20 protein-coding genes and 1 pseudogene are annotated in these 26851 nt (G+C 74.0%); 12 read left to right on the top strand and 9 right to left on the bottom strand.

Going from position 1 to position 26851, the window contains the following annotated elements; translation table 11 throughout:
- Positions 1-7: 7 nt before the first annotated feature.
- Positions 8-1369 (bottom strand): ABC transporter substrate-binding protein, encoded by a 1362-nt coding sequence (locus BLU82_RS13560; RefSeq protein WP_092621073.1) that lies wholly within the window; start codon positions 1367-1369, stop codon positions 8-10.
- Positions 1366-2397 (bottom strand): Gfo/Idh/MocA family protein, encoded by a 1032-nt coding sequence (locus BLU82_RS13555; RefSeq protein ID WP_092621070.1) that lies wholly within the window; start codon positions 2395-2397, stop codon positions 1366-1368. Before BLU82_RS13555 ends, BLU82_RS13560 begins: the two co-directional genes overlap by 4 nt.
- 188 nt (positions 2398-2585) lie before the next feature.
- Here BLU82_RS13555 and BLU82_RS13550 point away from each other — a divergent pair, with 188 nt between their 5' ends.
- Together BLU82_RS13550 and BLU82_RS13545 are read left to right on the top strand one after the other, a co-directional pair.
- Positions 2586-3935, top strand: coding sequence for an aspartate aminotransferase family protein (locus tag BLU82_RS13550; RefSeq protein ID WP_092621067.1), 1350 nt, complete (start codon positions 2586-2588; stop codon positions 3933-3935).
- Between the two features lie 249 nt (positions 3936-4184).
- Positions 4185-5501, top strand: a complete 1317-nt coding sequence (locus tag BLU82_RS13545) for a hypothetical protein (protein WP_092621064.1) — start codon at positions 4185-4187, stop codon at positions 5499-5501.
- Positions 5502-5506: 5 nt separating this feature from the next.
- Here BLU82_RS13545 and BLU82_RS13540 read toward each other — a convergent pair whose 3' ends face one another.
- From BLU82_RS13540 to BLU82_RS13530, 3 genes are read right to left on the bottom strand one after another with little or no spacing between them, the layout of a single operon-like run.
- The gene (locus tag BLU82_RS13540) at positions 5507-6610 is read right to left on the bottom strand and encodes a mandelate racemase/muconate lactonizing enzyme family protein (RefSeq protein ID WP_172885599.1); all 1104 of its coding nucleotides are present in this window, start codon (positions 6608-6610) and stop codon (positions 5507-5509) included.
- Positions 6607-8262: a hypothetical protein gene (locus BLU82_RS13535; protein WP_157740904.1), complete on the bottom strand. Its 1656-nt coding sequence runs from the start codon at positions 8260-8262 to the stop codon at positions 6607-6609. Before BLU82_RS13535 ends, BLU82_RS13540 begins: the two co-directional genes overlap by 4 nt.
- Positions 8259-9833 (bottom strand): N,N-dimethylformamidase beta subunit family domain-containing protein, encoded by a 1575-nt coding sequence (locus BLU82_RS13530; RefSeq protein ID WP_092621058.1) that lies wholly within the window; start codon positions 9831-9833, stop codon positions 8259-8261. The genes BLU82_RS13535 and BLU82_RS13530 overlap by 4 nt, the downstream gene beginning before the upstream one ends.
- Before the next feature lie 14 nt (positions 9834-9847).
- On the opposite strand from BLU82_RS13530, the gene BLU82_RS36335 reads away from it, so the two are divergent.
- Entirely contained in the window at positions 9848-10684 is an 837-nt protein-coding gene (locus BLU82_RS36335; protein ID WP_092625791.1) for an AAC(3) family N-acetyltransferase, read from the top strand.
- A gap of 138 nt (positions 10685-10822) precedes the next feature.
- On the opposite strand, the pseudogene BLU82_RS36330 reads toward BLU82_RS36335, so the two are convergent.
- Both BLU82_RS36330 and BLU82_RS13515 read right to left on the bottom strand, forming a co-directional pair.
- A pseudogene (locus BLU82_RS36330) lies at positions 10823-12121 on the bottom strand (DHA2 family efflux MFS transporter permease subunit); the annotation flags it as partial.
- Complete coding sequence (locus BLU82_RS13515) at positions 12118-13059, bottom strand: dihydrodipicolinate synthase family protein (protein ID WP_092621055.1); 942 nt, start codon at positions 13057-13059, stop codon at positions 12118-12120. The gene BLU82_RS13515 and the pseudogene BLU82_RS36330, both read right to left, overlap by 4 nt.
- A gap of 115 nt (positions 13060-13174) precedes the next feature.
- On the opposite strand from BLU82_RS13515, the gene BLU82_RS13510 reads away from it, so the two are divergent.
- The 9 genes from BLU82_RS13510 to BLU82_RS13470 are packed head-to-tail and all read left to right on the top strand — an operon-like array spanning position 13175 to position 22055.
- Positions 13175-14797 (top strand): ABC transporter substrate-binding protein, encoded by a 1623-nt coding sequence (locus tag BLU82_RS13510; RefSeq protein WP_092621052.1) that lies wholly within the window; start codon positions 13175-13177, stop codon positions 14795-14797.
- Between the two features lie 32 nt (positions 14798-14829).
- Complete coding sequence (locus BLU82_RS13505) at positions 14830-15774, top strand: ABC transporter permease (RefSeq protein WP_157740902.1); 945 nt, start codon at positions 14830-14832, stop codon at positions 15772-15774.
- Positions 15771-16628 (top strand): ABC transporter permease, encoded by an 858-nt coding sequence (locus BLU82_RS13500; RefSeq protein WP_092621046.1) that lies wholly within the window; start codon positions 15771-15773, stop codon positions 16626-16628. The genes BLU82_RS13505 and BLU82_RS13500 overlap by 4 nt, the downstream gene beginning before the upstream one ends.
- Positions 16625-17641, top strand: coding sequence for an ABC transporter ATP-binding protein (locus BLU82_RS13495; protein WP_092621043.1), 1017 nt, complete (start codon positions 16625-16627; stop codon positions 17639-17641). Before BLU82_RS13500 ends, BLU82_RS13495 begins: the two co-directional genes overlap by 4 nt.
- Complete coding sequence (locus BLU82_RS13490; protein ID WP_092621040.1) at positions 17638-18717, top strand: oligopeptide/dipeptide ABC transporter ATP-binding protein; 1080 nt, start codon at positions 17638-17640, stop codon at positions 18715-18717. The genes BLU82_RS13495 and BLU82_RS13490 overlap by 4 nt, the downstream gene beginning before the upstream one ends.
- The gene (locus tag BLU82_RS13485; protein ID WP_092621037.1) at positions 18714-19604 is read left to right on the top strand and encodes an NAD(P)-dependent oxidoreductase; all 891 of its coding nucleotides are present in this window, start codon (positions 18714-18716) and stop codon (positions 19602-19604) included. Before BLU82_RS13490 ends, BLU82_RS13485 begins: the two co-directional genes overlap by 4 nt.
- Positions 19601-20335: an isochorismatase family cysteine hydrolase gene (locus tag BLU82_RS13480; RefSeq protein ID WP_092621033.1), complete on the top strand. Its 735-nt coding sequence runs from the start codon at positions 19601-19603 to the stop codon at positions 20333-20335. Before BLU82_RS13485 ends, BLU82_RS13480 begins: the two co-directional genes overlap by 4 nt.
- A complete protein-coding gene (locus tag BLU82_RS13475) occupies positions 20332-21102 on the top strand; it encodes an amidohydrolase (protein ID WP_157740900.1) in 771 nt (256 codons plus the stop codon). The genes BLU82_RS13480 and BLU82_RS13475 overlap by 4 nt, the downstream gene beginning before the upstream one ends.
- A complete protein-coding gene (locus BLU82_RS13470) occupies positions 21102-22055 on the top strand; it encodes a Gfo/Idh/MocA family protein (protein WP_092621027.1) in 954 nt (317 codons plus the stop codon). The genes BLU82_RS13475 and BLU82_RS13470 overlap by 1 nt, the downstream gene beginning before the upstream one ends.
- Positions 22056-22202: 147 nt before the next feature.
- On the opposite strand, the gene BLU82_RS13465 is transcribed toward BLU82_RS13470, so the two are convergent.
- Together BLU82_RS13465 and BLU82_RS13460 are read right to left on the bottom strand one after the other, a co-directional pair.
- Entirely contained in the window at positions 22203-24998 is a 2796-nt protein-coding gene (locus tag BLU82_RS13465; RefSeq protein WP_092621024.1) for an FG-GAP-like repeat-containing protein, read from the bottom strand.
- Positions 24999-25027: 29 nt separating this feature from the next.
- Positions 25028-26587, bottom strand: a complete 1560-nt coding sequence (locus BLU82_RS13460) for a hypothetical protein (protein WP_092621021.1) — start codon at positions 26585-26587, stop codon at positions 25028-25030.
- Positions 26588-26851 lie beyond the last annotated feature (264 nt).

Raw genomic sequence — 26851 nt, 5'->3', positions numbered from 1 at the left:
GCGGCGGTCAGCCCGCGGCCGACCGCAGACCGTCGGACATCTGGCTGAGCATGGTGGCGCCGTCGATCTCGCCGAAGAACAGCTGCGCGATCGGCTGCTGGTAGGCGTTCTGGACCTCCTGGCTCTGCGCGAGGATGCCCATGTAGGACGGGGCGAACGCGGCGCCCTCCTCCAGCATGGCGGTGACGTCCTCGAAGCCCTCCGGCGCGGCGATGCCGGTGTAGGCGGAGATGCCGCCGGTGTTCTGGACGTAGGCGGTCTGGTTCTCCGGCTCGGCGACGAACTGGAGCCACGCCACGGCGGCGTCGGGGTTCTCGCCGTCCTTCGCGACGATCTGCCCGTTGGTGCCGCCGAACAGGCCGTCCTGGTCGCCGCTGCCGCCGTCGACCGTCGGGAACGCGAACGTGCCGACCTCGAAGCCCTCGGGGATGGCGGCGGCCATCTCGCCGATCAGCCACGAGCCCATGAGGATCATCGCCGCGTCGCCCTGGAAGAACGACATCTGCGCCGAGGTGAAGTCGACGCCGCGGAAGCCGTCGAGGAAGTACCCGCTGGACGTCAGCCGCTCCAGGTCAGCGGCGGCCTCGGCGGCGCCGGGCAGCGACGCCAGCTCCACCTCGCCGGCGATGGCCTGCTGCAGGCCCTCCAGCCCGATGTGGCGCAGCGCCAGGTAGTCCCAGTACATCTGCAGGTACGGCAGGAACGTGCCGGTGACGGTGAACGGCGCGACGCCGGCCGCCTTCAGCGTGTCGGCCGCGGCGACGAGGTCCTCGAAGGTCTGCGGCGGCTCGATGCCGTGCTCGGCGAAGAGCGCGGCGTTGTAGAAGAACTGCAGCGTGGTCACCGACTCGGGCGCGCTGTAGATGGTGTCGTCGACGCTGAGCAGCGGCAGCACGCCGGGCAGGATCGCCTCCTCCCAGGTGCCGTCGTAGCCCTCCAGCGGCTGCGCCATGGCGTCGGCGAGCGGCAGCACCTGGCCGGCCGACACCCACGGGCCGCCGTCGGGCGCGGACGCGTCGAGGAAGCCGTAGTTGACGTCCGGCGGGTCGCCGGCGCGCCAGCGGGCCTCGATCTGCGGCACGTCCTGGCCGCCGCCGAAGGTGAGCGTGACGTCGACGCCGGGGTGCCGCGTCTCGAACTCCTCGGCCAGGCCGCTGAGCCGTTCGAAGTCGGGCGAGCCCTCGGGGTAGAAGCTGACGACCTCGAGCGGGCCGGTGATCTCGGCCGCGGCGTCGCCGCCGGACTCACCGCCGCCGGTGCTCTCGGTCTCGGGCTCGTCGCCGTCGTCGGAGCCGGTGATGCACGCCGTCAGGCTCAGCATGACGGCGGTCGCCACGGCGGTGGCGCGGAGGAGCGAACGTGTCTTCATGAGTTGGACTCCACGGTGAGGTCGACCGGCCGGCCGGAGCGCCAGGACCGGTCGATGGCGGCGAGGACCTCGGTGACGTGCACCGAGCTGTCGATCGACACGATCGGCGGGGTGCCGTCCAGCACGGCGTCGACGAAGTGTTCGACGGCGCCGGCGATCGAGCCGGACGGCTTGCCGCCGACCCGGCCCGCGAGCTGGTTGCGCGGATAGGCGAACGACTCGTGGGTGGCGATCTCGATCTGCTCGTGCTTGCGGTCCAGGTGGATCACCGCGTCGCTGAAGATCAGCTCGAGGAACGAGTCGGTCATGGTGGGGAACGTGTCGGGGTAGATCCAGCAGGCCTCGACGGTGACGACGGCGCCGCCGGCCAGGCGCAGCTGGGCCTGGACGGCGTCGGGGGTGTCGATGCCCCGGTCGCGGAGCACGCCGTGCACCGCGGTCGCGTAGACCTCGACCACGTGGTCGTCGAAGCACCACAGGATGAGGTCGAGATCGTGCCCGGAGAGGAAGAGCGACGGCGAGGTCTGGTCGGCCCAGTCCAGCATCTGCGTCGGCACGTAGATCGTGTCGTTCTTCCGGGCGTAGGCCAGCACCGGCGTGCCCAGCGCGCCGCCGGCCGCCCGCTCGTGCGCCTGCCAGTAGGCCGGCACCCAGCGGTGGTTGTAGAGCGTCATCGCGGTGACCCCGGCCGATCGCGCCGCGTCCCGGATGCGGCGGGCGTCGGCGGCCGTGGTGGCCAGCGGCTTCTCGACCAGCACGGGCTTGCCGGCCTCGATGGCGGCGAGCGCGGCCGCGGCGTGCGCGTGGTCGGGGGTGGCGACGAGGACGGCGCCGACGGCGTCGTCGGCGAGCAACTCGGCCAGGTCGCCGTGCACCGGCGCCGGGCCGAACTCGTCCAGGCCGGTGACGGCCGAGGGGTCGCGACTGCTCCACCCGGCCACGCGGCTGCGGTGGTAGGCGGCGAGCACGGCGGCGTGCTGGCGGGCCATGATGCCCGTCCCCACGATGCCCATGCCGAGCTGGTCCACGATGCGTCGTCCTCCCGTTGGTTGTGCGGCGGAGCCGTCACGCTAGGGGCCTCGCGACGGCGCCAGCAAGCGCGGTTCGTGTCGTCAGGGTCCCGTAGTTGTCCTGTTGCGCCGTGACGGCGGTGTGCGGTTGACACGCCTGTGACGAGGGACTCTACGGTCGGACGACCGCAGATCGAGGAGGATCGATGACGAACCCGACCGTCGCCGCAGGCACCCGCACGCCGCTGCGGCGCGGCGCCGAGCTGGCCGCCCGCGCGAGCCGCGTGCTGCCCGCCGGCGTGTCCAGCGACGCCCGGCGTGGCCTGCCCGAGCCGGTCTACGTCGACCATGCTCTTGGCGCGCATCTCACCGACGTCGACGGCAACGACTACGTCGACTACGTGCTCGGCCAGGGGCCGATGATCCTGGGCCACAGCGCGCCCGAGGTGGTCGAGGCCGTCACCCGGCAGGTCGCCCGCGGCCAGGCGTACGCCGGCCAGCACCCGCTGGAGATCGAAGCGGCCGAGCTGGTCCAGGCGATGGTGCCGGGCGCGGACCTGGTGCGGTTCAACACCGTAGGCTCCGAGGCGGTCATCGGCGCGTGGCGGCTGGCCCGCGGCCTCACCGGCCGGCAGAAGATCCTCAAGTTCGAGGGGCACTACCACGGCTGGCTGGACGCCGCGCTGTGGAGCCTGCACCCGCCGGTCGACGCGGCCGGCCCGCGGGAGGCGCCGGTCGCCGTGGCCGCGAGCGGGGGCCAGCAGGCCAGCGCCGCCGCCGACCTCGTCCTCGCGCCCTGGAACGACCTCGACGCGTTCACCGCGCTGCTGGCCGCGCACCGCGACGAGATCGCGGCGGTCGTCATGGAGCCGCTGCTGTGCAACACCGGCTGCATCGCGCCGGTGCCGGGCTTCCTCGAGGCGGTGCGCGAGCAGACCTCCGCCGCCGGAGCGCTGCTGGTGTTCGACGAGGTCATCACCGGGTTCCGGCTGGCCCGCGGCGGCGCGCAGGAGTGGTTCGGCGTGGTGCCGGACCTCGCGGTGTACGGCAAGGCGATCGCCGGCGGGCTGCCGGTGGCCGCGATCGCCGGGCGCGCCGAGGTGATGGACCAGATCACGGCGGGCACCGTCGGGCACGCCGGCACCTTCAACAGCAACCCGATCGGCATGGCCGCGACCGTCGCGACGCTGGGCCGGCTGCGGCGCGACGGCGACGAGCTGTACCCGCGGCTGCGCACGCTGGGCGGCCGGCTGATGGACGGCATCCGCTCCGCCGCCGCCGGCGCGGGCGTCCCGATGCTCGTCGACGGGCCGGGCCCGGTCTTCCAGACCTACCTGACCAGCGCCGGCGCCGTTCGCGACTACCGCGACTTCGCCGCGACCGACCGCGCGGGCATGGCCCGGCTGCACGCCGGGCTGCTGCGCCGCGGCGTCAACATCGTGCCGCGCGGCCTGTGGTTCCTGTCCGCCGCCCACACCGAGGCCGACGTCGACCAGACCATCGAGATCGTCGCCGACGTCCTCCGCGACGGGGCGTTCGACGACCTCCGTCCCTGACCGCGCTACCTCCTGCCGGGAGACCTCTTGCCGGGCGTGGTGGCACAGCGGCCAACAGTTGGCGCGGGTGTCACCACGCGGGATCGCACCCACCCGGGTCGGGTGCGCGGCGGGGTCGGTGTCTGGTGCGACGGTGTCGGCGGGGCGGGCTGACCGGGCAAGATCGGGGTCGGCAGGGCAAGCAGGCGTCCTGCCGAGGCGGCGGCGGATCCCTAGCGTCGGGGGCACCAACGACACCAGGGAGCCGCCATGCCCACGCACCGTTCCCGCCTGCTCGCCGCCGCCACGGTGGCCGCCGTGGCCGCCGTCCTCGCCGGGGCCGGCGGATCCGCGGCCGCCGACCCCGATCCGCCCGCCGTCGTCCGCGCGTCCGTCGTCTCCGACGACCTGGCCGTGACGAACGTCGTGCCGACGTGGGGCGCGCAGATCCCGAAGGTGGTCTACGACGGCCACTTCTACTACGCCGCGACGCTGGACGGCGACGGCGCGCAGTACCCGTGGTCGGCGCAGGTATGGAGGTCGCGCAACGGCACCCTCTGGACGCCCGTCCTGCGGCTGCCGGGGCACGTCTACCAGCCGGTCGGCCTGCTCGTCGACGGCGAGGGCGACCTGCACCTGCAGGTGGCCTGCTACACCGGCGCCGAGTGCTACCCGGGCGTCGAGCCGGCGCCGGGCGCCGACGTGGGCGCCGTGTACCCGGTGCGGCTGGAGTTCACCGATCGCAACCCGGACGGCTCGGTGGACTTCGCGGACTTCACCGACCACACGATCCGCACCGCCGGCAGCGAGCGGTACTACCAGGGCATGGCGGTCGACCCGACCGGCCGGTACCTGTACTCGGCGTACGCCGTCGACGGCTGGGACCTGTGGATCAACGTGTTCGACACCGTCACCGGCGAGGACGTGCACACGAGTAAGGTCGGCAGTCCGCCGGCCGGCCGCGCGTGGCTCTACCCGCGGGTGCAGCCGGGGACGGCGCCGGGCGAGGTGTCGCTGAGCTTCAGCCAGTACGTGCTCGGCACGCCGAACTCCGCCTACCTGGACGCGGCGCTGCTGTTCTCGTCCGGCGACGGCGGCCGGACCTTCGGCCACCAGGAGGTGCTCACGAGCAACCCGGCACCGGACGGCGACGGCAACTGGGTCGACGCGTCCGACCTCACCGTCGGGCCGGACGGTGACGTCCACACCGTCTTCTACCGGCGCGACGGCGGCGTCGGCACGCTCTACTACCAGCGTGGCCTGGACGGCGACCCGGTCGCGGTCGGGCCGATGGACAACCACTCGCAGATCCTGGTCGGCCCGGACGGGAAGATCAGCGTGTTCTCCAGCGAGGGCGCCGCGCTCGTCGTCGCCACCAGCACCGACGGCGTCGACTGGTCGATCGAGCGGCACACGATTCCCGGCGTCGTCGGCGCGCTGTGGCCGAACCTGCTCAGCGCGCGCCAGGGCAGCCGGGTCCCGCCCGGATTCGACAGCCGGCGGCCCACCGTCGGCATGCTGATGGCCGGCCAGACCAGCGGCGACCCTGCGTTCCACCCGCTGCTGTTCGTCCGCTACAAGGACTGACCGCGTCAACAGCGCATCGCCTCGACGGCCTCGGGGTCGACGTCGACCCCGAGGCCCGGGCGGTCCGGCGGCACCAGCACGCCACCGGCGATGACCGGAGGCTCGGCGACGATGTCGCGGACGTAGCGCAGCGGCCCGACCACGTCGGACTCGTAGGCCAGATTCGCGACGGCGACGCCGGCGTGCGCGCAGGCGGCGGTCGCGAGGCCCAGTTCGCACTGGCTGCCCAGCAGGCCGGTCAGCCCGGCGGCCTCGGCGGCGGCGAACGCCTTCACCGCCTGCAGCGGCCCGCCCATCTCCGTCACGTACACGTTGAGCACGTCGGCGGCTCCGCGGCGGACGATCTCGCCGATGTCGCGCAGCTCCCAGCAGGACTCGTCCAGCAGCAGCGGCGTCTCCAGCCGGTCCCGCAGCCGGGCCAGCTCGTCGAGGTCGCGCGGCGGGAGCGGCTGCTCGATCAGCTGCAGCCCGTGCCGCTCCAGCGGCCGCAGCGCGGCCAGCGCCTGGGTGGCGCTGCTGTAGGCCATGTTCGCGTCGACCTTGATCGCGATCTCGTCGCCGACGGCGGCCCGCACGGCCGCGACCACGGTGTCGTCGCTGCGGCCGGGCCGGCCGATCTTGAGCTTGACGGTCGGGAAGCCGGCGGCGACCGCCTCCTCGGCGGCGGCGACGGTGGCCTCGACGGAGCCCCACGGGATCGGCCAGGCCACCGGGACGGCGTCGCGGGCGCGCCCGCCCAGCAGCTGGTACGCGGGCAGCTCGAACGCCTTGCCGGCGACGTCCAGCAGCGCCATCTCGACGGCGGCCCGGGCCGCGTGCCCGCCGTCCATCGGCAGCGGCAGCCGCGCCTGCATGGCGGCGGCGCAGCGCGGCAGGTCGCACGGGTCCAGGCCGGTGACCGCGGGACCGAGGATCAGCTCGACGTCCTGGCACAGGCCGCGGCCGACCCGGCCCCACGACATCGCGATCTCGCCCCAGCCGGTCAGCCCTTCGTCGGTCTCGACCCGCACGACGCCGAACTCCGAGACGTCGATGGCGCCCTGCGTCGCCACCATCGGGGTGATCCGCTGTGCGCGGATCGGGATGGCCGTCACCGAGGTGATCTTCATGCGGGGTCCTCCAGTCGCCGGGCGTCGTCGGTCCGATCCTGCCGGTCCCGCCCGGATGCGCCAGGCCGGTTCTTGCCCAGTCGCAGCGCCACGTCGATGCGCCCCGCGTCGGGTTCCACGGCCGCGAGGGGGTAGGCGCGCGGGTCGGTCTCGACGACGTCCAGCAGGCCGTAGCCGGCCCGCAGGTCCGGGCGGTGGCCGCCGGGTGTCACGCCGGTGACGGTCCCGACGGTGACGGCGGGCCTGGAGGGAGCGCCCCACCACCAGCGCCGCGGCACGCCGTCGAGCCGGACGACGGTGACGGCGCGGCGGCGCCGGTCCAGCGTGAGCCGCAGCAGCGGCCGGCCGGACGCGTCGGCGCCGGTGACGACCGCCGCGTCGCCGGCCTCGGCCACCCGCAGTTCCGCGGGTTCCAGCCCTTCCGGCTCGGTGCGGTAGACGCCGGAGCCGGTGCGCCGCGACTCCTCGACGTCGACGACGGTCTCCGGCGTGAGGTCGGCGAACGCGCACTCGCCGCCGGTCCAGACGGTGACCTTGCCGCGGCGGACGGTGACGGCGACGGCGTCCGGATCCCAGCCGGTGCGCACGTGCGCCTCGCCGAGCGCGGGAGAGTGCCAGCTCAGCGGGGCCGGTTCGGGCGCGTCGCCGGTGGCGCCGGGGTGCCAGAGCGCCGCGTACCCGCTCCAGGCCATCCGGAGCTGCTCGCCGCGGCGCGGCGTCCGGGCCGGCCAGACCTCCAGTCGTCCCGGCGCGGCCTCCCGGGCGGCGACGGCGGCCAGCGCCGGGTCCGAGCGCTCCCGGGCCAGCGCCGACAGCACCGCACACAGGCCGGTGCTCGGCCCGTAGTACGGGTGCCCGTCCGCCGTCGCCGGCCGCGACGGCAGGTAGATCGCCAGCCCGGGCGTGGGGTCCAGCGTGCGGGCGTGCGCCGTCAGCAGGTCGCGCCCGGTCGCGTCGCGCAGCCGGTCGAGGAACTGCACCTGGCTGAGCACCGTCGACGCCCAGAACTCCATGCCCTCCGGCGCGCTGCCGTCCGCCGCCAGAGCGCCGGGCAGCAGGTGATCGCGGAACTGCCGCTCGGCGTCGGCCACCCAGCTCGCTGCCTCGGGCTGCCGATCCACCAGAGCCAGCGCGCCGATCCCGAACGCGGACCACTCGACGCTCGAGTGGTGCGGCGAGTGCCGGTCGGCGCCGGCGCCGACCGGGCCGCGGACCGGCGGCCGCGCGAACCAGCCCGCCGCCAGCGGCCGCAGGCAGTCCGCCAGCACCTCGGTCACCTCGTCGGCGGCCGGGCCCGGCAGCGCGTCGCGCAGCAGGTCGTACCCGGTGGCCAGCGCCTTGACGATGCGCGTCGTCGCGTAGGCGGTCCCGTAGTCCGGCGCCAGCTCCGCCTCCCGCCGCCACCGCCGGGCCGTGCCCACCAGCCGGGCTGCGGCCGCGTCCGTCACCCACGCCGAGCCGTCCAGGTGCGCCGTCAGGGCGAGGTGCTCGAGCACGGCGGCGTCGGACGTGACCGCCCAGAACCGGTCGTACAGGTTCTCGTACACCGGGTCGTCGGCCACCGGCGCGATCCAGTCGGCGTCGACCGGCCGCCCCGCCCACACCCGCGCGTCGGTCAGCATCCCGGCCAGTGCCCGGGCCCGGAAGCTCACCACTCCGCCAGGAAGCGGTCCAGCACATTGCGCGTCAGCGCCGACACGACGTCGTCGGCCAGCAACGACATGACGTACGCGATCGAGCCGGTGGACACGACCTCGCCGCGGCCGAGCGCCGGCACGTGCACCAAATGCGCGCCACCGCCGCCGGCGTTGACGCCGCGGGCCAGCAGCGTCGTGCCGGGCGGGGAATGCGGCGAGAGCTTGTCCGTCTCGTGCCCGGACGCGCCGCCGAGGATCCGCCCGTTCAGGGACCGCTCACCGAACAGCGAGCCCGCCGCCACCCCGGTTCCTTCGAATGCCCAATGCGAGGGCGACACCACCTCGTACGGCGCCGCCGTCAGCAGGCCGCGCTGGTCGTAGCCGACGCCGAGCAGCGCGGCCTCGGGCTCGCGGCGCGCGGTGAACCGGCTCCAGTCCGGCCCGTCGCCGGGCCCGAGCTTCCGGGTGTCGCCGTTGTGCACCAGCAGGCGGTCGTCGCCGAGCAGCTCGACCTCGCAGTTGAGCCCGTTGCCGCCGAGGTGCAGCAGCCGGCCGCCCGCGTGCACCCAGTCGCGCACCTGCCGGAACATGCCGTACGTCCAGTACTCCGGGTGGCAGCCGAGCACCAGCACCCGGTACGCGTCCAGCGGCACCTCGCCGCGGTCCAGCCGCGACTCCGCGTACAGGTCGTAGCCGTAGCCCTGCCGCTCCAGCCAGGCCAGCAGCCGCCAGTCGGCGGCGGCCAGGTGCGCGCCCGGCCGGGTGGTCGTCGGCCCGTCCACGTCCTCGCCGAGCGGGATGGACTGGTCCGGGTCGGGACGGCGCAGCGACAGCGGCGGGTAGTGCTCGTCCTCCCACTCGCCGCGCTCCGGTTCGGCGTAGAACGCGAGGTCCTGGCGCCGCGACACCGCGGGCGCCGGCGGCAGCCCGGCCGGGTTCAGGTAGTTGCTGCGCCCGCCGAACGAGTTGTACGCAGTCCAGGTCAGGTCGCTGGCCAGCACCGCCACGGGCGCCGTCGGCGCTGACGGCGACACGATCCAGGGCAGCCCGTGGAACCCGCCGCGGTCGTCGTCGACGTGCACGAAGTACAGCCCGCCGCGCTCCGGCGCGACCACCCGCTGGCCGGGGAACTCGCCCGGCGACCAGTCGACGCCGGACCCGGCGACGTCGCCGTCGGGCAGCGGGACGGCCGTGGCGCCCGGCTCGTGCTCGCCGACGCCCAGCGGCGCGACGTGCTCGCGGCCGGCGCCGTAGCGCCAGAGCGACAGCCGGTACGGCCGCGGGCAGGAGACCCGGATCTCGGCGGTGCTCCCGGACGTCACCTCCTTCGGCCAGAGGAACCCGTAGGTGCGCTCGCCGAGCAGCCGGAACCGCACCGGCCCGGCCCCGGCGACGGCCGTCGTCCGCTTCGGGCCGTAGCCGTCGCGGGCCAGCACGACGTCGTACCGGCCGGGCGCGACGTCGGCGTCGATCCGGCCGCTGGCGCTGGACCGGCAGCTCACCGGCACGCCGTCCGGGCCGGTCAGCTCGACGGCGACGTCGGCGATGGCGACGTCGTTCTCGTCGCTGACGTACCCCACTAACATGTGACCTCCGACAGATGACCTGGCTTCGAGGTGACGTGATGATCGCAGCGGTGACGGCGGCGGACGTGCGCGCCGCGGCGCAGCGGCTCGGGCTGGCGGGGCGGCCGGTCGGCCTGCACTCGTCGCTGTCGTCGTTCGGCCGGGTGAGCGGGGGAGCGGACGCCGTCGTCGACGGGCTGCTGGCCGACGGCGGCACGGTGCTGGTGCCCACCCAGAGCCCGCAGTTCGCGGCGCCGCCGCCGGCCGGGCACGTCCCGCTGCCGTTCAACAGCGAGGACGACGGCATGATCCCGGCCGCGCAGCCCGCCATCGGGTACGACCCGGCCGGGAACGCCGTCGACCGGAGCATGGGCGCCGTCTCGCGGGCGGTGCTCGCGCGGCCGGGCCGGGCCCGCGGCGCGAACGCGCTGTCGTCGTTCGCCGCCGCCGGGCCGCTGGCGGACGCACTGGTCGGCGGGCAGAGCGCCGAGGACGTGTTCGCGCCGCTGCGCGAGCTGGCCGCCCGCGACGGCATCGTGCTGCTGGCCGGGGTCGGCCTGGACGCGATGACCCTGCTGCACGCCGCCGAGGAGGACATCGGCATGACGCCGGTGGTCCGCTGGGCCAGGGTGGCCGGCGTCGACGGCGTCGTGACCACGCGCCACGGCGGCTGCTCGCGCGGGTTCGAACGGCTGGCGCCGGCGCTGGCCCACCTGGAGCGGACCGGCGCCGTGGGCGCGAGCCGGTGGCGGGCGTACCCGGCGGCGCAGACCCTGGCGGCCGCGGCGGACGTGTTCCGGCGCGACCCGCTGGCCGGCGTCTGCGACGGTCCCGGCTGCCCGCGCTGCGCCGCCCGGCGTGCCCAGTACTGACCTGCGGGTGCGGGGCAGGAACAGCGCCGGGACGATCGACAGCACCACCAGGGCGACGGCCACCGCGTAGGTCGAGGCGAACGCCCGCGCCATCGCCGGCCGGTCGGCGGCGGACACGTCCAGCAGGCGGCTGGTCAGCAGCACCGACATGACGGCGGTCGCGACGGCCGCGCCGGTCTGCTGGACGATGGTGATGAGGGTCGAGCCGCGGGCCACCTCGGCAGGGCGCAGGCTGGCCAGCGCCGCGGCCGTCAGCGGCAGCGTCGTCATCCCCAGGCCGAGCCCGACGACGGCCAGCGACCCGGCCAGCAGCAGGTACGAGGTGTCGGCCCGCACCTGGGCGAGCGTGGTGAGGCCCAGTACGACCAGCGTCAGGCCGGCGATCACCAGCCGCCGCGGGCCCACGCGGTCGGCGTACCGGCCGCACAGGATCATCGTGACGATGCCGGCGACGCTCTGCGGCGCCATCAGCAGCCCCGCGGCCAGAGCGCTCTCGCCGCGGACCATGACGAAGTACCCGGGCAGCAGCAGCCCGGTGCCGGTGAACGCGACGAAGAACATCGCCATGGTCACGGCGGCGACGGTCAGCTCCCGGTTGCGGAACATCCGCAGGTCGATCAGGGGATGGCCGGCCCGCAGCGCGTGCACGACGAACGCCACGACCAGCAGCACCCCGGCCGCGGCCGGCGCCAGCACCGCGGCCGTGACGGGCGAGCGCTGCCCGGGCGCGGACGACACGGCGAACAGCAGCGCCGCCAGGCCGGGGGAGAGCAGCGCCATCCCGGTGAAGTCGAAGCCGGCCGGGCGCTGCGGACGGTCCCGCGGCAGCACCCGGTGCGCGGCCGCGAACGCGGCGGCGACGAGCGGCAACTCGGCGAGGAAGACCCAGTGCCAGGACGCGATGCCGAGCAGCCAGCCGGCCAGGATCGGCCCGGCGATCGCCCCGGTGGCCGCGGTCGCGAACAGGACCGCCGTGACACGGCCGACGCGGCCCGGACCGGCTGCGTGGGTGGTGATCGTCATGGCCAGCGGCACCAGCAGGCCGCCGCCGAGCCCCTGCAGCGTCCGAGCGCTGATCAGCGCCCCGATGTCCCAGGCCACGCCGCACAGCAGCGCGCCGGACCCGAACAACGTCAGCGCGACGAGGTACAGCCGCCGAGCGCCGAACCGGTCCGTCGCCCAGCCGGTGAACGGGATGACCGCGGCGAGCGCGAGCGTGTAGGCGGTCATCGTCCAGGCCGCGGTGGCGACGGTCGTGCCGAACTCGGCCTGGAACGTCGGCAGCACGACGCTGACGGAGGCGATGTCGAGGTTGAGCATGACGGCGCCGACGATCGCGGTGCCGACGAGTCTCCGGGTGGACGGCGCCGGCCGGACTCGGCTGCGTTCGGGCGCCGGTGGCAGGCGGCGAGGCCGCCAGAGTCCTGATCTCGTCATCGAGACGGAGCCCCGCTGACCGCGGTACCGCGCAGCGCAGGGTTCTCCGTCATGATCCGCTCGAGCGTGGCCCGCTGCTCCGGCGTCAGCGGCAGCAGCGGCAGCCGGCAGTGCCCGCCGTGCTCGCCGCGCAGCTCCAGCATGGTCCGGTACAGCGCGAGGTCGCCGACCTGGCCGAGCGGGCGCCGGGTGTAGAGGTAGCGGTACTGGCGGATCGCCGCGGCCCATCGCCGCGCCGCCGCCAGGTCACCGGAGCGCACCGCGTCATACAGCGCCAGCGCCTCGGCCAGCGCGACGTTCAGCACGCCGCTGATCCACCCGTGCGCGCCCTCGGCCAGCCCGGACAACGGCGCCATGAACCCGCCGTAGAAGACGGCGAAGTCCGGCCCGGTCTCGTCGATGACCTCGGGAACCTGGTGGACGGTGGGGAAGGTGCTCTTGACGCCGTGGATGACGCCCTCGCGGTAGAGCATGCCGACGTCGACGGCGTCCAGCTCGGTGGTGCCGCTGTTGGCCGGGTTGTTGTAGAGCAGCACCGGCACCGGGCTGGCCGCGCCGACGGCACGGACGTGCGCCAGCACCTCCTCGCGGTGCGGGCGCATGTAGTAGGGGAGGATCACCAGCACGGCGGCGGCGCCTTCGGCGGCCGCCGCCCGGGTCAGCTCGACGGACTCGGCGGTCGACGCGGTACCGGTGCCGGCCACGACCGGCACTCGCCCGTCCGCCGCGGCGACCGCCGTCGCCACCAGCCGCACCTTCTCGTCGGGGGCCATGGCGACGAACTCGCCGCTGGTCCCGGCCACCACCAGACCGTGCGCACCCGCGTCGACCAGCGACGCCAGGTGGCGGTGCGTGGCCGGCTGGTCCAGCCGGCCGGCCTCGTCGAACATCGTCAGGCTCGCGGGGAACACCCCGGACAGGGAGAAGCCGTCGCTCATGTCGTAACCCAATCCTTACATAGGACCTATGTCAAGAGACTTGACTACACTTTGACGGGGAACCTAGGGTCCCGTCCATCCCCTCCGGCGGATCGACCACCTGAAGGAGTGCGTGATGTCGAAGCGTCAGTTCCGAATCCTGGCTGCGGGGCTCGTCACCGCGGTCGTGCTGGCCGGCTGCGGAGGCGGCTCGAGCAGCGAGCCGGCGGCGGGCGGCGACAGCAGCGGCAACGGCCAGTCGGCCGGCCCGCTGCGGATGCTCGGGGTGGAGCCCACTCAGGGCTTCGACCCGGCCACCGCGTTCGCCGACGCCTCCCGCGTCCCGATGGCGATGATCTACGAGACCCTCACCGAGCGAGACGGCGACGGCGAGATCGTCGGCGCCCTCGCCGAGTCGTGGGAGATCTCCGACGACGGCACCGTCTACACGTTCACCCTGCGCGACGGGATCGCGTTCAGCGACGGCTCGCCGATCACCGCGTCCGACGTGGTGTTCTCGTTCGAGCGGGCGAAGGAGGGCGAGGCGCTGTCCGGCCAGCTGGGCACGCTGACCTCCGTCGAGGCCGTCGACGACACGACCGTGCAGTTCACCCTCGCGGGCCCGATGAGCACGTTCCCCGCGCTGGTCGGACGCCCGGCCAACGCGGCGATCCTGTCCGAGGCGGCGGTCACCGCCGACCCGGACTACTTCACCATGCCGACGGTCACCTCCGGTCCCTGGACGCTGTCGGAGTACACACCCAAGAGCCAGATGACGTTCACGGCCAACGAGCACTACTTCCGCCCGCCGGGCATCGCGACCATCCAGGTCTCGTTCAACAACGACCCGACGGCCAACGCGGCCGCGCTGGAGTCCGGCTCGGCCGACGTCGCCAGCGTCGCTTACTCCGACGCCGAGCGGCTGAAGTCCGAGGGCACCATCCAGGTCATCCAGTCCGACCAGCTGTCCCCGCTGTTCTGGGGCTGGGACCGGACCAAGGCCCCGTTCGACAACAAGCAGGTGCGCCAGGCCGTCGCCTGGGCCGTCGACCGCGAGGGCAAGCAGGAGGCCTGCTGGTTCGGCACCGGCGGCCTCACCTACGGCAACATCCTGCGGCCCTGGGACGCGGCGTACGAGGAGATCGACACGTACAAGGCCGACAGCCGCGAGGACGCCCTCGACGAGGCCGCGAACCTGCTGGACGAGGCCGGCTGGGTCGAGCCCGACGGCGGCGGCACCCGGGTGGCGGACGGCGTCGACGGCGTCGACGACGGCACCCCGCTGGCGTTCGAGGTCCCGTACGAGGGCAACTGGCCCGCGGCCGAGTGCCACGTGCAGATCCTGCAGCAGAACCTGCAGGAGGTGGGCATCGAGGTGACGCCGCGCAAGTACGACCCCGCCGCCTACTGGGGCGACGTCGGCAACGGCCTGTTCACCATGTACCACGGCGGCGCCGGCGCGGCCGACTCGATGGACCTCTACACGAACTGGTTCGCCTCCGGCGGCTCGCTCACCGCGCTCACCACGCACCTGAACGACCCCGAGATCGACGCGAAGATCACCGAGGCGCAGCAGGTCGACGAGGCCGCGTCCATCGAGATCATCAAGGAGCTCGAGCAGTGGCAGGCCGACGAGCTGCCGATGCTCGTGGTGGGATACCAGTGGCCACAGGTCGGCATGACGCAACGGGTGCAGAACTACAAGCCCGGCGTCGACGCCGACTCGTACACGCTGGTCGACGCCACGCTCACCGAGTGATGTCGGCGCTGACCAGCTAGGGGGAGGTGCAGGTGGTCCAGTACATCGCGCGTCGGCTCTTGCTCGCGGTCCCGCTGCTGTTCGGGCTGAGCATCCTGGCCTTCGCCTACGTCCGGGTCATCCCGGGCGACCCGGTGACCGCGATGCTGGGGGTCAACAGTGATCCGGAGCTGGTCGCGCGGCTGCGCGACCAGCTCGGCCTGAACGAACCCTGGTATCAGCAGTACACGAGCTGGCTGGGCAACGTGGTGACCGGAGACTTCGGGCTGTCGTACCGGTCCCGGATGCCGGTGTCGGACATCCTGATCGACCGCATCCCGGCGACGCTGGAGCTGGCGCTCGGCGGGCTGCTGGTCGGACTGCTGATCGCGATCCCGGCCGGCCTCTACGCCGGGTTCCGGCGCGGCAGCCGGGCCGACAACGTCATCACCGGCGCCACGCTGGTCGGGCTGGCGACGCCCGGCTTCTGGCTGGGCACGCTGCTCATGCTGCTGCTCGCGCTGCAGCTGGGCTGGCTGCCCAGCCAGGGCTACGTGCCCTTCGACGTCGATCCGGGGCAGAACCTGCGGCTGCTGGTGCTGCCGGCTCTGACCCTGGGGCTGGCGATCGCGCCGTACCTGGCCCGGCTGACCCGCACCGCCGTCGTCGAGACCGGCGGCGAACCGAGCGTCGCGTACGCCCGGGCACAGGGGCTGCCGGAGCGGACGGTGGCGCGCACCGTCGTGCTGCGCATCTCCATCCCGTCGCTGATCGTCGCGGTCGCGCTGACCGTCGGGTTCCTGCTGGCCGGCTCGATCATCGTCGAGGAGCTGTTCAACTGGCCCGGCATGGGCCGGCTGGTCGCGGCCGGCGTCAGCGAGCGCGACTACCCGATGATCCAGGCGCTGATGCTGATCTACGGCGTGATCTTCATCGTCGTCAACGTCATCGCCGAGGTCCTGCAGGGCCTGATGGACCCGAGAGTGAGGCTCACATGAGCGCCGTGGCGGTGGTGGCCGCGACCACCGACGGCCCCCGCGTGAAGCGGAGCTGGAAGGTGTTCGTCGGCGGCGGGCTGCTCGGCATCCTGGCGCTGTTCATGCTGGTCGGGCCGCTGATCTCCGGATACGACCCGAACGCCACCGACCTCGACGCTCGACTGGCCGGGCCGTCGGCGCAGCACTGGCTCGGCACCGACGACCTCGGCCGCGACCTGTTCACCCGCATGGCTGTCGGCGGCCGGATGACCATGCTGATCGCGCTCGGCGCCGTCGCGCTCGCGTCGGCCATCGCGGTCCCGCTGGGCCTGCTCACCGGGTATCTCGGCGGCTGGGTCGACCTCGCCGTCATGCGGGTCGTCGACCTGTTCTTCGCCATCCCGACGCTGCTGGTCGCCATCGGCATCGTCGGCCTGTTCGGGCCGTCGTTCAGCACGACGCTGCTGGCGCTCGGGCTGGCGTTCTGGCCGTTCTACGCCCGGCTGGTGCGCAGCGCCGTCGTCGGCGTCCGCGACCTCGCCTACACCGACGCGGCCCGGGTGATCGGCGCCGGGCGGTGGCGGATCATCCGCAAGGAGATCGTGCCGGCGCTGCTGCCGCTGCTCATCGTCCAGACGACGGTGCTGCTCGGCTTCGCCGTGCTCGACGAGGCCGGGCTCGGCTTCCTCGGGCTGGGCGTGCAGCCGCCGGACCCGTCCTGGGGCTCGCTGCTCGCGCAGTCGCGCGGGTTCGTCCTCAGCCATCCGTGGATCGGCGTCATCGCCGGCGTCCCGATCCTGCTGGTCGTCCTCGGCATCAACATCATGGCCGACGTGCTGCGCGACCGGCTCGACCCGCAGGGAGCCAGCACATGACCGGCCAGCCGTTGCTCAGCGTGCGCGACCTCGCCGTCGAGTTCGGCCACGGGGCGGCGACGTCCCGGCCGGTCGACGGCGTCGGGTTCGAGGTCGGCGAGCGGGAGATCGTCGGCATCGTGGGCGAGTCGGGCTGCGGCAAGAGCCTGACGCTGCTCGCGCTGCTCGGCCTGCTGCCGGCCGGCGGCCGGGTGGTGAACGGCGCCATCACGTTCGCCGGCCGCGACCTGCGCGGCGCCGACCCGTCGGTGCTGCGGTCGCTGCGCGGGCGCCAGGTGGCGCTGATCCCGTCCGACGCCGGCGCCGCGCTGAACCCCGTCGCGCGGGTCGGCAAGCAGCTGCGGCTCAGCCTGCGCACCCACCACCCGGAGCTGAACGCGCAGCAGCGCCGCGGCCGGGCCCTGGACGCGCTGCGGCGGGCCCGGCTGGCCCGCCCGGAGCAGGCGCTGGCGGCGTACCCGCACGAGCTCAGCGGCGGCATGCAGCAGCGCTCGGCGATCGCGCTGGGGCTGCAGAACGAGCCGCAGCTGCTGCTGGCGGACGAGCCGACCACCGCGCTGGACGTGTCGATCCAGGCCGAGATCCTGCGGCTGCTGGTGCAGCTGCGCGACGAGCTGGGCACCGCGATCGTGTTCGTCACGCACGACATCAGCACCGTCCGGGAGATCTGCGACCGCGTCGTCGTCATGTACGCCGGACAGGTCGTCGAGCAGGGCGGCGCCGACGAGGTGCTCACGTCCCCGCGGCACCCGTACACCGCCGCCCTGCTCGGCAGCGTCCCGCCGCTGGGCGGCGTCCCGCCGGAGCAGCTGGAGACGGTGTCGGGCATGCCGCCCGACCCGGCGGCCTGGCCCGAGGGCTGCCGCTTCCAGGCCCGCTGCCGCCGCTTCACCGAGCTGGGCGAGCCGGACGAGTGCACGTCGGCGTGGCCCGGCAGCGCCGACGGACTCACCGTCCATGCCGCGTGCCACTTCCCTCTGGGGCACAGTCCGCTGGAAGGGGTGCGCCGATGACCGAGCCGCTGCTGTCCATCGACCGGGTGTCGCACGAGTTCGGCGCCCGCCGCGCGCTGCTGCCGGGCCGCCGCGGCCACCTCGCCGTCGACGACGTGTCGCTCACCATCGGCGCCGGCGAGTCGCTGGCGCTGGTCGGCGAGAGCGGGTCCGGCAAGACCACGCTGGGCCGGGTCGTGGCGAAGCTGATCACGCCGACGTCCGGCCGGGTGCTGGTCGACGGTAGCGACGTCGGCGGCCTGGGCGGGCGGGACCTGCTGGCCTACCGCCGCACCGTCCAGATGATCTTCCAGAACACCCAGCACGCGTTCAACCCGCGGCGGAAGATCCGCGACATCCTGTCCGACCCGTACGAGATCCACCGGCTGCCGGCGCCGGGCGGCCGCGACGCCGCCCTCGGCGAGCTGATGGAGCGCGTCGGCCTGCGCGCGTCGATGCTGGACCGCTACCCGCACCAGTTCAGCGGCGGGCAGCGCCAGCGCATCGGCATCGCCCGCGCGCTGAGCCTCGGCCCGCGGCTGATCGTCGCCGACGAGCCGGTCTCCGCGCTGGACGTGTCCGTGCAGGCGCAGGTGCTCAACCTGTTCGCCCGGCTGCGCCGCGAGCTGGGGCTGTCGCTGCTGTTCATCAGCCACGACCTGCGGGCGGTGTACTTCCTGTGCGAGCGCATCGCGGTGCTCTACCAGGGCCGGCTGGTCGAGGTCGCGCCGCGGGAGCGGCTGCTGGAGCACCCGCTGCACCCGTACTCGCGGCGGCTGATCGCGGCGGTGCCCGGCCTGGGCGACCGCGACCGCGCCGAGGTGAGCCAGGCGGAGGCGCCCGGCGCGGCGCCGGGCCTGGGCGAGCCGGGTGCGGGCGGGCCCGGCGCCGACGCCGCGCCCGCGATGGCCGTCGGCTGCCACTACGCGTCGCACTGCCCGCTGTTCCAGCGGCTGGGCCGGCCGGAGCGGTGCCTGACCGAGCGGCCCGCGCTGCGGGCGGCGGCGGGCGGGTCGGCGGTCGCGTGCCACTTCGCGACGCACACGGAGGACCCGGTGGCGGACGTCCCGTCAGCGGTGTCGGAGGAGGTCGGGTGAGGATCGCAGTCGTCGGGATCGGCCTGATGGGCCGGCCCGTGGCGCACCGGCTGGCCGAGGCCGGCCACGAGGTCACCGTCCACTCGCGGCGCAAGGAGAGCGCGGATTCCGTGCTCGCCGCCGGCGCCGCGTGGGCGGACTCCGCGGCCGCGGCCGGCGACGGCGCGGACCTCGCCATCACGTTCCTGCCGGACGCGGCCAGCGTCGAGGACGCCGTCCTGGGCCCGTCGGGGCTGCTGGCCGCGGGCACGCCGCCCGCCGTCGTCGCGGACATGTCCACCAGCCCGCCGCAGCTGGCCCGGCGGCTCGCCGCGGCCGCCGCCGAGCGTGGCGTGACCGCTTTGGACGCGCCGGTCTCCGGCGGCCCGCCGGGCGCGGCCGCCGGCACGCTGACGATCATGGCCGGCGGCACGCCGGACGCGTTCGCGCTCGCACGGCCCGCGTTCGAGCTGCTGGGAACGCCGGTGCTGATCGGCGGTCCGGGCAGCGGGCAGAGTCTGAAGCTGGTCAACCAGCTGCTGATCGGCGGCATCGCCGGTGGCATCGCCGACGCGTGGGCGCTGTCCGGCGCGCTGGGCCTGGACCCCGCCATCGTCGCCGAGGTCGTCGGCCGCGGCTTCGGCGCCAGCCCGCTGCTCGCCTTCATGTGGCCGCGGCTGGCCGGCGGCGACCTCGCGCCCGGTTTCAAGGTCGACCACATGATCAAGGACCTCACGCTGGCGCTGGCCGCGGGCGACGAGCAGGGGCTGGACCTCGCGGCCGGCCGCTCGGCGCGCGAGCGGTACCGCTGGCTGTCCGAGGCCGGCGGCGGCGACCTGGGCACCCAGGCGCTGTACCGGCACGCCGTCCGGCACCAATCCACCCTCGAGGAGGACGACCGACCATGACCGCCCTGCGCCTGTCCGGTCGCTACTACCGGCTGAAGCCGACCATCGCCGCACCGCTCGGCCACGCGGAGGAGGAGCTGGAACTCGGCCTGGACGACACCGCGCTGCTCATCGTCGATGTGTACGGCGCCGGCTTCGACGACGAGCCGGCCGACGGGCTGGACGGCATCTACCTGGTCGACCCGGAGACCAAGGACATGGTCCGCAACCGGATCCGGCCGGTGAAGGACGCCGCCCGCGCCATCGGGCTGCCCACCGTCTACCTCACCAACTACCTGTCGCCCGGCATCGACGAGGGCAACGAGTGGCGCAACATGTCGCTGCGGGTCACCGGCGTCGACGTGCTGAGGGACTGGCAGGCGCCGACGCCGATCCTGGAGCACTCGAAGGTGATCGCGCCTGACGACGACGACGTGCTGATCCGCAAGCAGTACTACAGCGGGTTCCACGAGACCGAGCTGGACAGCGCGCTGCGCAACCGCGGCGTGCGCAACCTGATCGTCGTCGGGTTCGACAGCCGGGTGTGCCTCGGCACCACGGTGGTCGACGCGCTGTACCGCAACTACCGCGTCGTCGTGCTGCGCGACTGCGTGTCGACGTTCGAGTGGCCGGAGACGCGCGAGGGCGGCTGGGCGAACTTCGTCGCGATCCGGCACATCGAGTGCAACGTCGGCTACACGTCGACGGCCGAGGACTTCCGCGCCGCGTGCGCGACGGTGGAGGCGCCGTGATCGTCGACGCGCACGTCCACGTCGGCGGGGGGAAGTACCCACCGATCTCGGACTACCGGGTCGCCATGGCGGAGTCCGGCATCGGCGCCGCCGTGCTCGTCCAGAACCTCGGCAACAGCGACAACCGCTACCTGCTCGACGTCCTGCGGTCCGATCCGGCGCGGTTCGCCGGCGTCGCGATCGTCGACCGGGCGTCCGACGCCGACGCGGTGCTGGCCGCGGGGTTCGCCGGCCTGCGGGTGGCGCCGTCCGGGCTGCCGGACGGCAGCGGCGCGGAGGTGTTCGACGTGCTCGCCTCGGCCGGCGCGGTCGCGAGCGTCACCGGCCCGTTCCCCGACGTCGTCTCCGACGCGTTCGCCGCTCTGGTCGCGGACCGGCCGCGGCTGCACGTCCGGCTGGAGCACCTGGGCTGGTTCCGCTACCAGCCCGGCTCGCCGGACGTCGACGCGTTCGACCGGCTGCTGGCGCTGGCGGCGCTGCCGAACGTCACCGTCATGTGGTCGGGGTTCTTCGCCAACGCCGGCACCCCGTACCCGTACCCCGACGCGCGGCCGTACCTGGACCGGTGCCTCGAGGCCTTCGGCTCGGAGCGGACGATGTGGAGCGGCGACTGGAACCGGGCCGGGCTGGCGCCGGGCGAGTACTCCGACGCGGTGACGCTGGCGCTGACCCACTGGGGGCTGTCCGGCGCGCAGGCGGCCGACGTGCTCGGCGGCACCGCCGCGCGGGTGTTCGGGCTGTCCGCCGCCACCGAAGGGGTGCGCTGATGCCGGCCGGGGTCGCCATCGTCGGGCCGGGCGCCATCGGCGACGTGCACGCGCAGGCGCTGGCCCGTCTCGGCGTCACGCCGGTCGCCGCCGCCGGGCCGAAGCCTGACGAGCTGGCCGCGTTCGCCTCGGCGCACGGCGTGCCGCGCACCTACGGCTCGCTGGACGACCTGCTGGCCGACGACGACGTCGAGGCCGTGATCGTCGCGACGCCCAGCCACCTGCACGCGTCGCAGTCCGTCCGGGTGCTGGAGGCGGGGCGGCACGTGCTGTGCGAGATCCCGGCCGGGTTGTCGCTGGACGAGTCGGCCGCGGTCGAGGCGGCGGCGCAGCGGGCCGGCAAGGTCGCCGCCGTCGGGTACACGCTGCGGTACTGGGAGCCGCACCGGCGGCTCGCCGGCCGGCTGGACGAGACCGGCACGCTGCCGACGCTGGTGGTGGTGCGCCAGCTGATGCTGCGGCAGAGCGACGTCGGCTGGACCGGGAAGGTGCGCGACTGGACCGACAGCGCGCTCTGGCACCATGGCGGGCACATCATCGACGCCGCGCTGTGGCACCTGCGCCCGCCGGCCCCCGTCACGGTCGCCGGGACCGCCGCGCCGCCGTGGCCGGGCAGCGGCTCGCCGATGGACGTCGCCGCCGCGCTGGCCACCGAGGACGGCCGGCTGGCGTCGGTCGCGGTGTCGTACCACAGCCGCGAGGCGGTCAGTGACGTGCTGGTGATCGCGCCGGAGCGCACCTTCCAGGTCGACGGTGCCGTGCTGCGGGAGAACGGCGCCGTCGTCTACGACGGCGGCGACGTCGCGACAGAGCAGTTCGCCGCCGTCGTCGCCCAGGACCGCGCCTTCCTCGACGCCGCTGCCGGCGGCCCGCCGCCCCTGGTACAGGCGGCCGACGTGCTGCCGGCCGCCCGCGTCCAGTCCCTCCTCGAGGCCGGCTCGCTGCCCGCCTGACCCCCCGACCCCCTGCGCCCCGCTTTGCAATGAGCACCCATACGCATCACCGCGAAAGCGATGCGTATGGGTGCTCATTGCAAAGGGCGCTGAACCACCCCCCGGCCCTCTACCCGCCTGTGCCCGGGCGGGTAGGGGGCCGCTCGGTCAGGCGATGACGTAGAGGTAGCCGTCGTCGGCCGTGACGAGCAGTTCGCTGCGCCCGTCGCCGTCGACGTCGGCGGCGATGACGTCGCCGAGCTTGTGGCCGAGCTCGACCGTCCACTTCACCCGGGGGTCGTCGCCGTCGGCGGTCAGACAGACGACCCGGCCGTCGACGGTGCCGACGACGAACTCGGGACGGCCGTCGCGGTCGACGTCGAGGGTGGTGACGGCGCTGCCGGCGGCCCCGACGTCGAACGTCCAGCGCAGTGCGCCGGTCGCGGCGTCACGGCACTCGAACGAGCCGTCGTTCAGCAGCACGCCCAGCTCCATGCGCCCGTCGCCGTCGACGTCGGCGATGCCGGGCTGGCGACCCAGGTGCGCGCCCGGCACGGTGTCGACCCGCCAGAGCGTGCTCCCGGCCGGCGCCGACGCGAACGTCACGACGTCCAGGTAGTCGAACCCGGCCGCCAGCACGACCTCCAGCGCGCCGTCGCCGTCGACGTCCACCAGGATCGGCGTGTGGTAGAGCCCGACGTGGCCCTGCACGATGCCCGGGTCGGCGAAGTCGGTCCCGTTGACGTCGTACAGCAGGTCGGCGGCCAGGAAGAACGCGTTGTCGACGCCGTCGCCGTCGGTGTCCGCGGCCGCCGGCGGGCCGACCCACGGGCCGAACTGGCCGCCCGCGTGCCCCGGCCCGTCGTTGTCGCGGGCGGCCAGCAGCGCGCCGTCGCGACCGTCGAGGATCCGCGACACCTCGGTGTTGTAACCGGCCTTGTTCGCGCCGACGTAGACGTCGAGGTGGCCGTCGCCGGTGAAGTCGCCGAACGTCCACAGGTAGACGCCGTTCGGGCCGGCGAACGTGGGCGCGGGCAGGTCGGCGAACACGTGGCTCCACACCTCGCGCCCGGCGCCGTCGAGCACCCGCAGTCGCGACCGCGGCCCGTCCGCGTCGACGAACACCACCTCGGCGCGTCCGTCGCCGTCGAGGTCCGCCGCGGTGGCCGACTGCAGCGCGCCGAGGTACACGTACTCGCCGCGGCCGGGCACGCTCCACCGCTCCCGGAACGTCGTGCCGCGCAGGTCCAGCACCCGGATGCGGTCGAAGGCGCTGACGACGACGCTGCTGCGGCCGCGCCCGTCGAGGTCGGCGACGACCGGGTCGCAGACGAGCGCGCCGAGCCGGGTGCTGCCGAGGACGGCGCCGGCGGCGTCCTCGGCGACCAGCTCGCCGGACGGACGCTGGTACAGCACCGTCGCCGTGCCGCTGCCGTCGAGGTCGCCGGCGCGGTGCAGCACGCCGCCGTCGTCGGCCCGCGTCCACGTCTGCGTGACGGCACCGCCGGCGTAGGTGAATCCGCGCAGCTCGCCACCGGCCCGGACGACGAACGAGGCCAGTGGTCCGGCCCGCAGGATCTCGGAGCGGGCCGTGCGCGAGTGCGGGCTCAACGTTGCCGGGACCGGCGTGTGCGGGTCCAGGACGTACTGCGCGTCGGCGAGCGACCACACCGGCGCCCACGTCCCGCCGCCGTCCAGTGCGTACACCTCGAGGTCGGCGACCGCGGGCGGCGTCTGGTCCGTCGCGACGCTGACCAGCAGCTGGCTCGCGCCGCCGCCGTCGAGGTCCTGGACGCCCCAGAGGTACCGGTCGGCGAGGTCGGCCTTGACCGTGCCGAACCCCTCGATCGCGTCGACGACCAGCACGTGCCAGCGTCCGTCGCCGGTGTGGTTGAACACCGACACCGCGATCTCGACCCGGCCGTCGCCGTCGAGATCGCCGACCCCGTTGACGGTGGTGCGCAGCGACTTGCCGCTCTCGGGGAACTCGACGAACTCGTCCCAGAGCAGCCGCAGCCCGTCGGTGTCGCTGTCGACGGCGGCGACGTGCAGCGTGACGCCGTCGCAGACCTCGACCAGCTCCAGCCGCCCGTCGCCGTCCAGCTCGATCAGCTGCACCTGGCCGTAGTTGCGGCCGTTGACGTCCGGGCCGGAGATCCAGTCGACGCGGCCGCGCCAGCCGGACCCGGTGTCGAGCAGTGCGCCGGTGCGGCCGTCGTAGGCGAGGATCTGCCCGTACCCGGCGATCACCAGCTCGTTCCGCCCGTCGCCGTCGACGTCGCCGATGACCAGCTCGGGTGCGTACGCCCACTCGACGTAGTCGGGCGCGGTGCGCCACAGCTCGTAGCCCTCGGTGACGCCGCGGTCGAACGCGACGGCGATGCCGACGGGGCTCAGGTACGGCCAGACGACGATCTGCTCGCCGGCGACGCCGTCGGCGAGCGGGCCGATGCTCATCCAGTCGAACGCGACGACGGCGCCGAAGTCGCGCGTCCACAGGTTGGCACCCGTGGCGGCGTCGAGCACCGTCACCGTCGTCGTGCCGATGACGACCACTTGGCGGCCGCCGTCGCCGGCCAGGTCGTAGACGCCGGCGATGTCGGCGGGGGAGAGGCCCGGCGCGGACCAGCGCGGCTCCAGCCGCGGGCCGGTCGCGACGACCGACCCGGCGGTCAGGAACAGCAGCGACGTCGACCCGTCGCCGTCGAGGTCGGCCGCCATCACCCAGGGCGTCGAGCCGCCCAGGTAAGCACTGGCCACGACCTTCGGCTGGCGGCGCAGGCCGCCGGGAAGCGGCTGGTGGCCGGTGTTGCGGGCGTCGGCGCGGGGGAGCGGCCACTGGCCGGGGGTGATCCGTCCCGGCCCGGTCACCGCTGCCGCGGTGCTGGTGAGGCCGGGGATGGCGGCGGCGCCGGCGGCGGCCGCCGCGCCGGCGAGGAACGTTCGGCGACGTACAGAGGGCATGCCGGTCTCCGATCGTTGCGGGGGTGGGGTCAGAGCGTGCGGCGCTCCACGGTGCCGGAGCTGGTGCGGACGAGCAGTTCCCGCACGCCGCCGTCGGCGACGACGTGCGCCGGCGCCAGCGAGCCGTCGCTGCTCGTCGTGTTCGCGGTGGCGAACGTCTTCTGCAGCGCCGGGAGGGCGTCGGCGAAGGTGGCGATGCTGGTCAGCGTCAGCGCCGACTCGTTCCAGTGGTAGGCGCTGGTCTGCCACTTCGGGAAGTAGTACGCCGGGCCGAGCGGCTCGCCGGGGTTGCGGGTCGGGCTGATCAGCCACTCCTGCGTCCCGTCCCCGTCGACGTCGACGATGTCCCACAGGAACACGTCGTCCAGCTCGTACAGCGAGGTCGTCGAGCCGGGCTGGCTGACGTGCAGGCGCCAGCGGCCGTCGCGGAACACGTTGTACGCCAGCCGCGAGGCGCCGGAGCGCCGGACGAACGGGTGCGCCGGGTAGCTGACGCGGTTCTGGTAGCGGTCGCCGTCGTTGTTGTCGTGGGCGTAGCTGAAGAAGCGGTCCTGGACGGTGTTGGCGGCGGCGTCGTAGATCGAGACGTGCCGTTCGATGCCGCCCCAGATGTCGTAGCTCTGGGTGCCGCTGATCGCGTCCTGGTAGAGCGAGTAGTTGCTCGTCCCGGACAGCAGCACGACGGAGTTCGGGCTGCCCGGGTCGACGGCGACCAGGCCGTAGTTGCGTCCGGCGATGTCGGTGCGGCCGCCGGTCAGGTACGGCCGGTCGGCGATCAGCTGGCCGCTGCCGAGCGCGCCGATCGCGTACTGCACGACGCGGCCGCTGGTCCAGAACACCGCGCGGTTCTGCCCGGCGACCGACGTGATGAGGCCGTTCGCGACGTGGGAGTACTGGATGTAGTCGGTGCCGGTGGGGTACGTGTTCGGCTGCGCGTTGGTGTACGTGCTGTCGTACGACGACGTCGACGGGTAGTAGAGCGCGCCGGCGGTGTTGAAGGAGCCGCCGGCGAAGCCGAGGTACCACGACGTCGTCGCGTAGTACGGCGACGTGAACAGCGTGCTGGTCTCGTCGCCCCAGAGCGGCGCCAGCTCCGACCACTGGTGCGTCGGGTACGGCGTGGTGCCGGGGAACGACCAGCAGATGTCGTTCATGGGGCTGAGCGGGGTGTGCTGGGTGCCGGTCGCACCCTGGTAGAAGTGCAGCGTCGTGGTGGTGAGCGGACTGACGCCGCAGGTGGAGCCGGTGGTCGCCGAGATCGTGACGGCCACGTCCGGCCACCCGTCGGCGTCTAAGTCGTAGCCGCCGGACAGCTGGGTGCCGGTGGTCGAACGGGCCCACAGCTGGACGCCGTCCTGGTCGTAGGCGCGCAACTGGCCGCCGCTGACCCGGTAGCCGACGGCCTCGACGGGGGAGTGCCCGGTGACCGGGACGATCGGCAGGTAGCTGCCGTCGGCCAGCTGGATCACGGTGCCGTCCTCAGGGGCGACGGCGAGCGCTGGGGCCGCGCTGACGCCCACGCTCGCGGCGACGATGCCGGTCGTGGTGGCGGCGGCGATGAGGTTCCGTAACAGGCGACGATGTGGCATGGCGGGCTCCTTACCACAGACCTAGGACCTTAGTTACATGACCTAGGTCCTATCATGACCGGAATTGCCCCGTCCATCCCCGTTTCACCGGGGGAGACGCGCGCGGTTGCCGGCCGCGGTCCCAGCCTCGCTGCCCCGTCGACGCTCGACGCCCGATGCCGGCCGATGCCGACGCCCGACGCTGGCCGGTGCCGGTGCCGGTGCCCGGTGCCGGGGCCCGACGCCGGCACGGGCGCCCGCTCCCCGGTCCTGGCGTCGGCGGCG

Source organism: Jiangella sp. DSM 45060, from assembly GCF_900105175.1.
Lineage (GTDB): Bacteria > Actinomycetota > Actinomycetes > Jiangellales > Jiangellaceae > Jiangella.
Note: the sequence above shows the minus strand (reverse complement) of the source record. Positions and strands in the feature narration are given on the sequence as shown.

What these genes read in the sequence shown, in the direction of transcription:
- BLU82_RS13495 (WP_092621043.1), top strand. Translation starts at nt 16,625, where the DNA reads ATGACCGGCCAGCCGTTGCTCAGCGTGCGCGACCTCGCCGTCGAGTTC.
- BLU82_RS13540 (WP_172885599.1), bottom strand. Translation starts at nt 6,610, where the DNA reads ATGAAGATCACCTCGGTGACGGCCATCCCGATCCGCGCACAGCGGATC.
- BLU82_RS13470 (WP_092621027.1), top strand. Translation starts at nt 21,102, where the DNA reads ATGCCGGCCGGGGTCGCCATCGTCGGGCCGGGCGCCATCGGCGACGTG.
- BLU82_RS13465 (WP_092621024.1), bottom strand. Translation starts at nt 24,998, where the DNA reads ATGCCCTCTGTACGTCGCCGAACGTTCCTCGCCGGCGCGGCGGCCGCC.
- BLU82_RS13545 (WP_092621064.1), top strand. Translation starts at nt 4,185, where the DNA reads ATGCCCACGCACCGTTCCCGCCTGCTCGCCGCCGCCACGGTGGCCGCC.
- BLU82_RS13490 (WP_092621040.1), top strand. Translation starts at nt 17,638, where the DNA reads ATGACCGAGCCGCTGCTGTCCATCGACCGGGTGTCGCACGAGTTCGGC.
- BLU82_RS36335 (WP_092625791.1), top strand. Translation starts at nt 9,848, where the DNA reads ATGACCTGGCTTCGAGGTGACGTGATGATCGCAGCGGTGACGGCGGCG.
- BLU82_RS13500 (WP_092621046.1), top strand. Translation starts at nt 15,771, where the DNA reads ATGAGCGCCGTGGCGGTGGTGGCCGCGACCACCGACGGCCCCCGCGTG.
- BLU82_RS13530 (WP_092621058.1), bottom strand. Translation starts at nt 9,833, where the DNA reads ATGTTAGTGGGGTACGTCAGCGACGAGAACGACGTCGCCATCGCCGAC.
- BLU82_RS13550 (WP_092621067.1), top strand. Translation starts at nt 2,586, where the DNA reads ATGACGAACCCGACCGTCGCCGCAGGCACCCGCACGCCGCTGCGGCGC.
- BLU82_RS13515 (WP_092621055.1), bottom strand. Translation starts at nt 13,059, where the DNA reads ATGAGCGACGGCTTCTCCCTGTCCGGGGTGTTCCCCGCGAGCCTGACG.
- BLU82_RS13510 (WP_092621052.1), top strand. Translation starts at nt 13,175, where the DNA reads ATGTCGAAGCGTCAGTTCCGAATCCTGGCTGCGGGGCTCGTCACCGCG.
- BLU82_RS13480 (WP_092621033.1), top strand. Translation starts at nt 19,601, where the DNA reads ATGACCGCCCTGCGCCTGTCCGGTCGCTACTACCGGCTGAAGCCGACC.
- BLU82_RS13460 (WP_092621021.1), bottom strand. Translation starts at nt 26,587, where the DNA reads ATGCCACATCGTCGCCTGTTACGGAACCTCATCGCCGCCGCCACCACG.
- BLU82_RS13560 (WP_092621073.1), bottom strand. Translation starts at nt 1,369, where the DNA reads ATGAAGACACGTTCGCTCCTCCGCGCCACCGCCGTGGCGACCGCCGTC.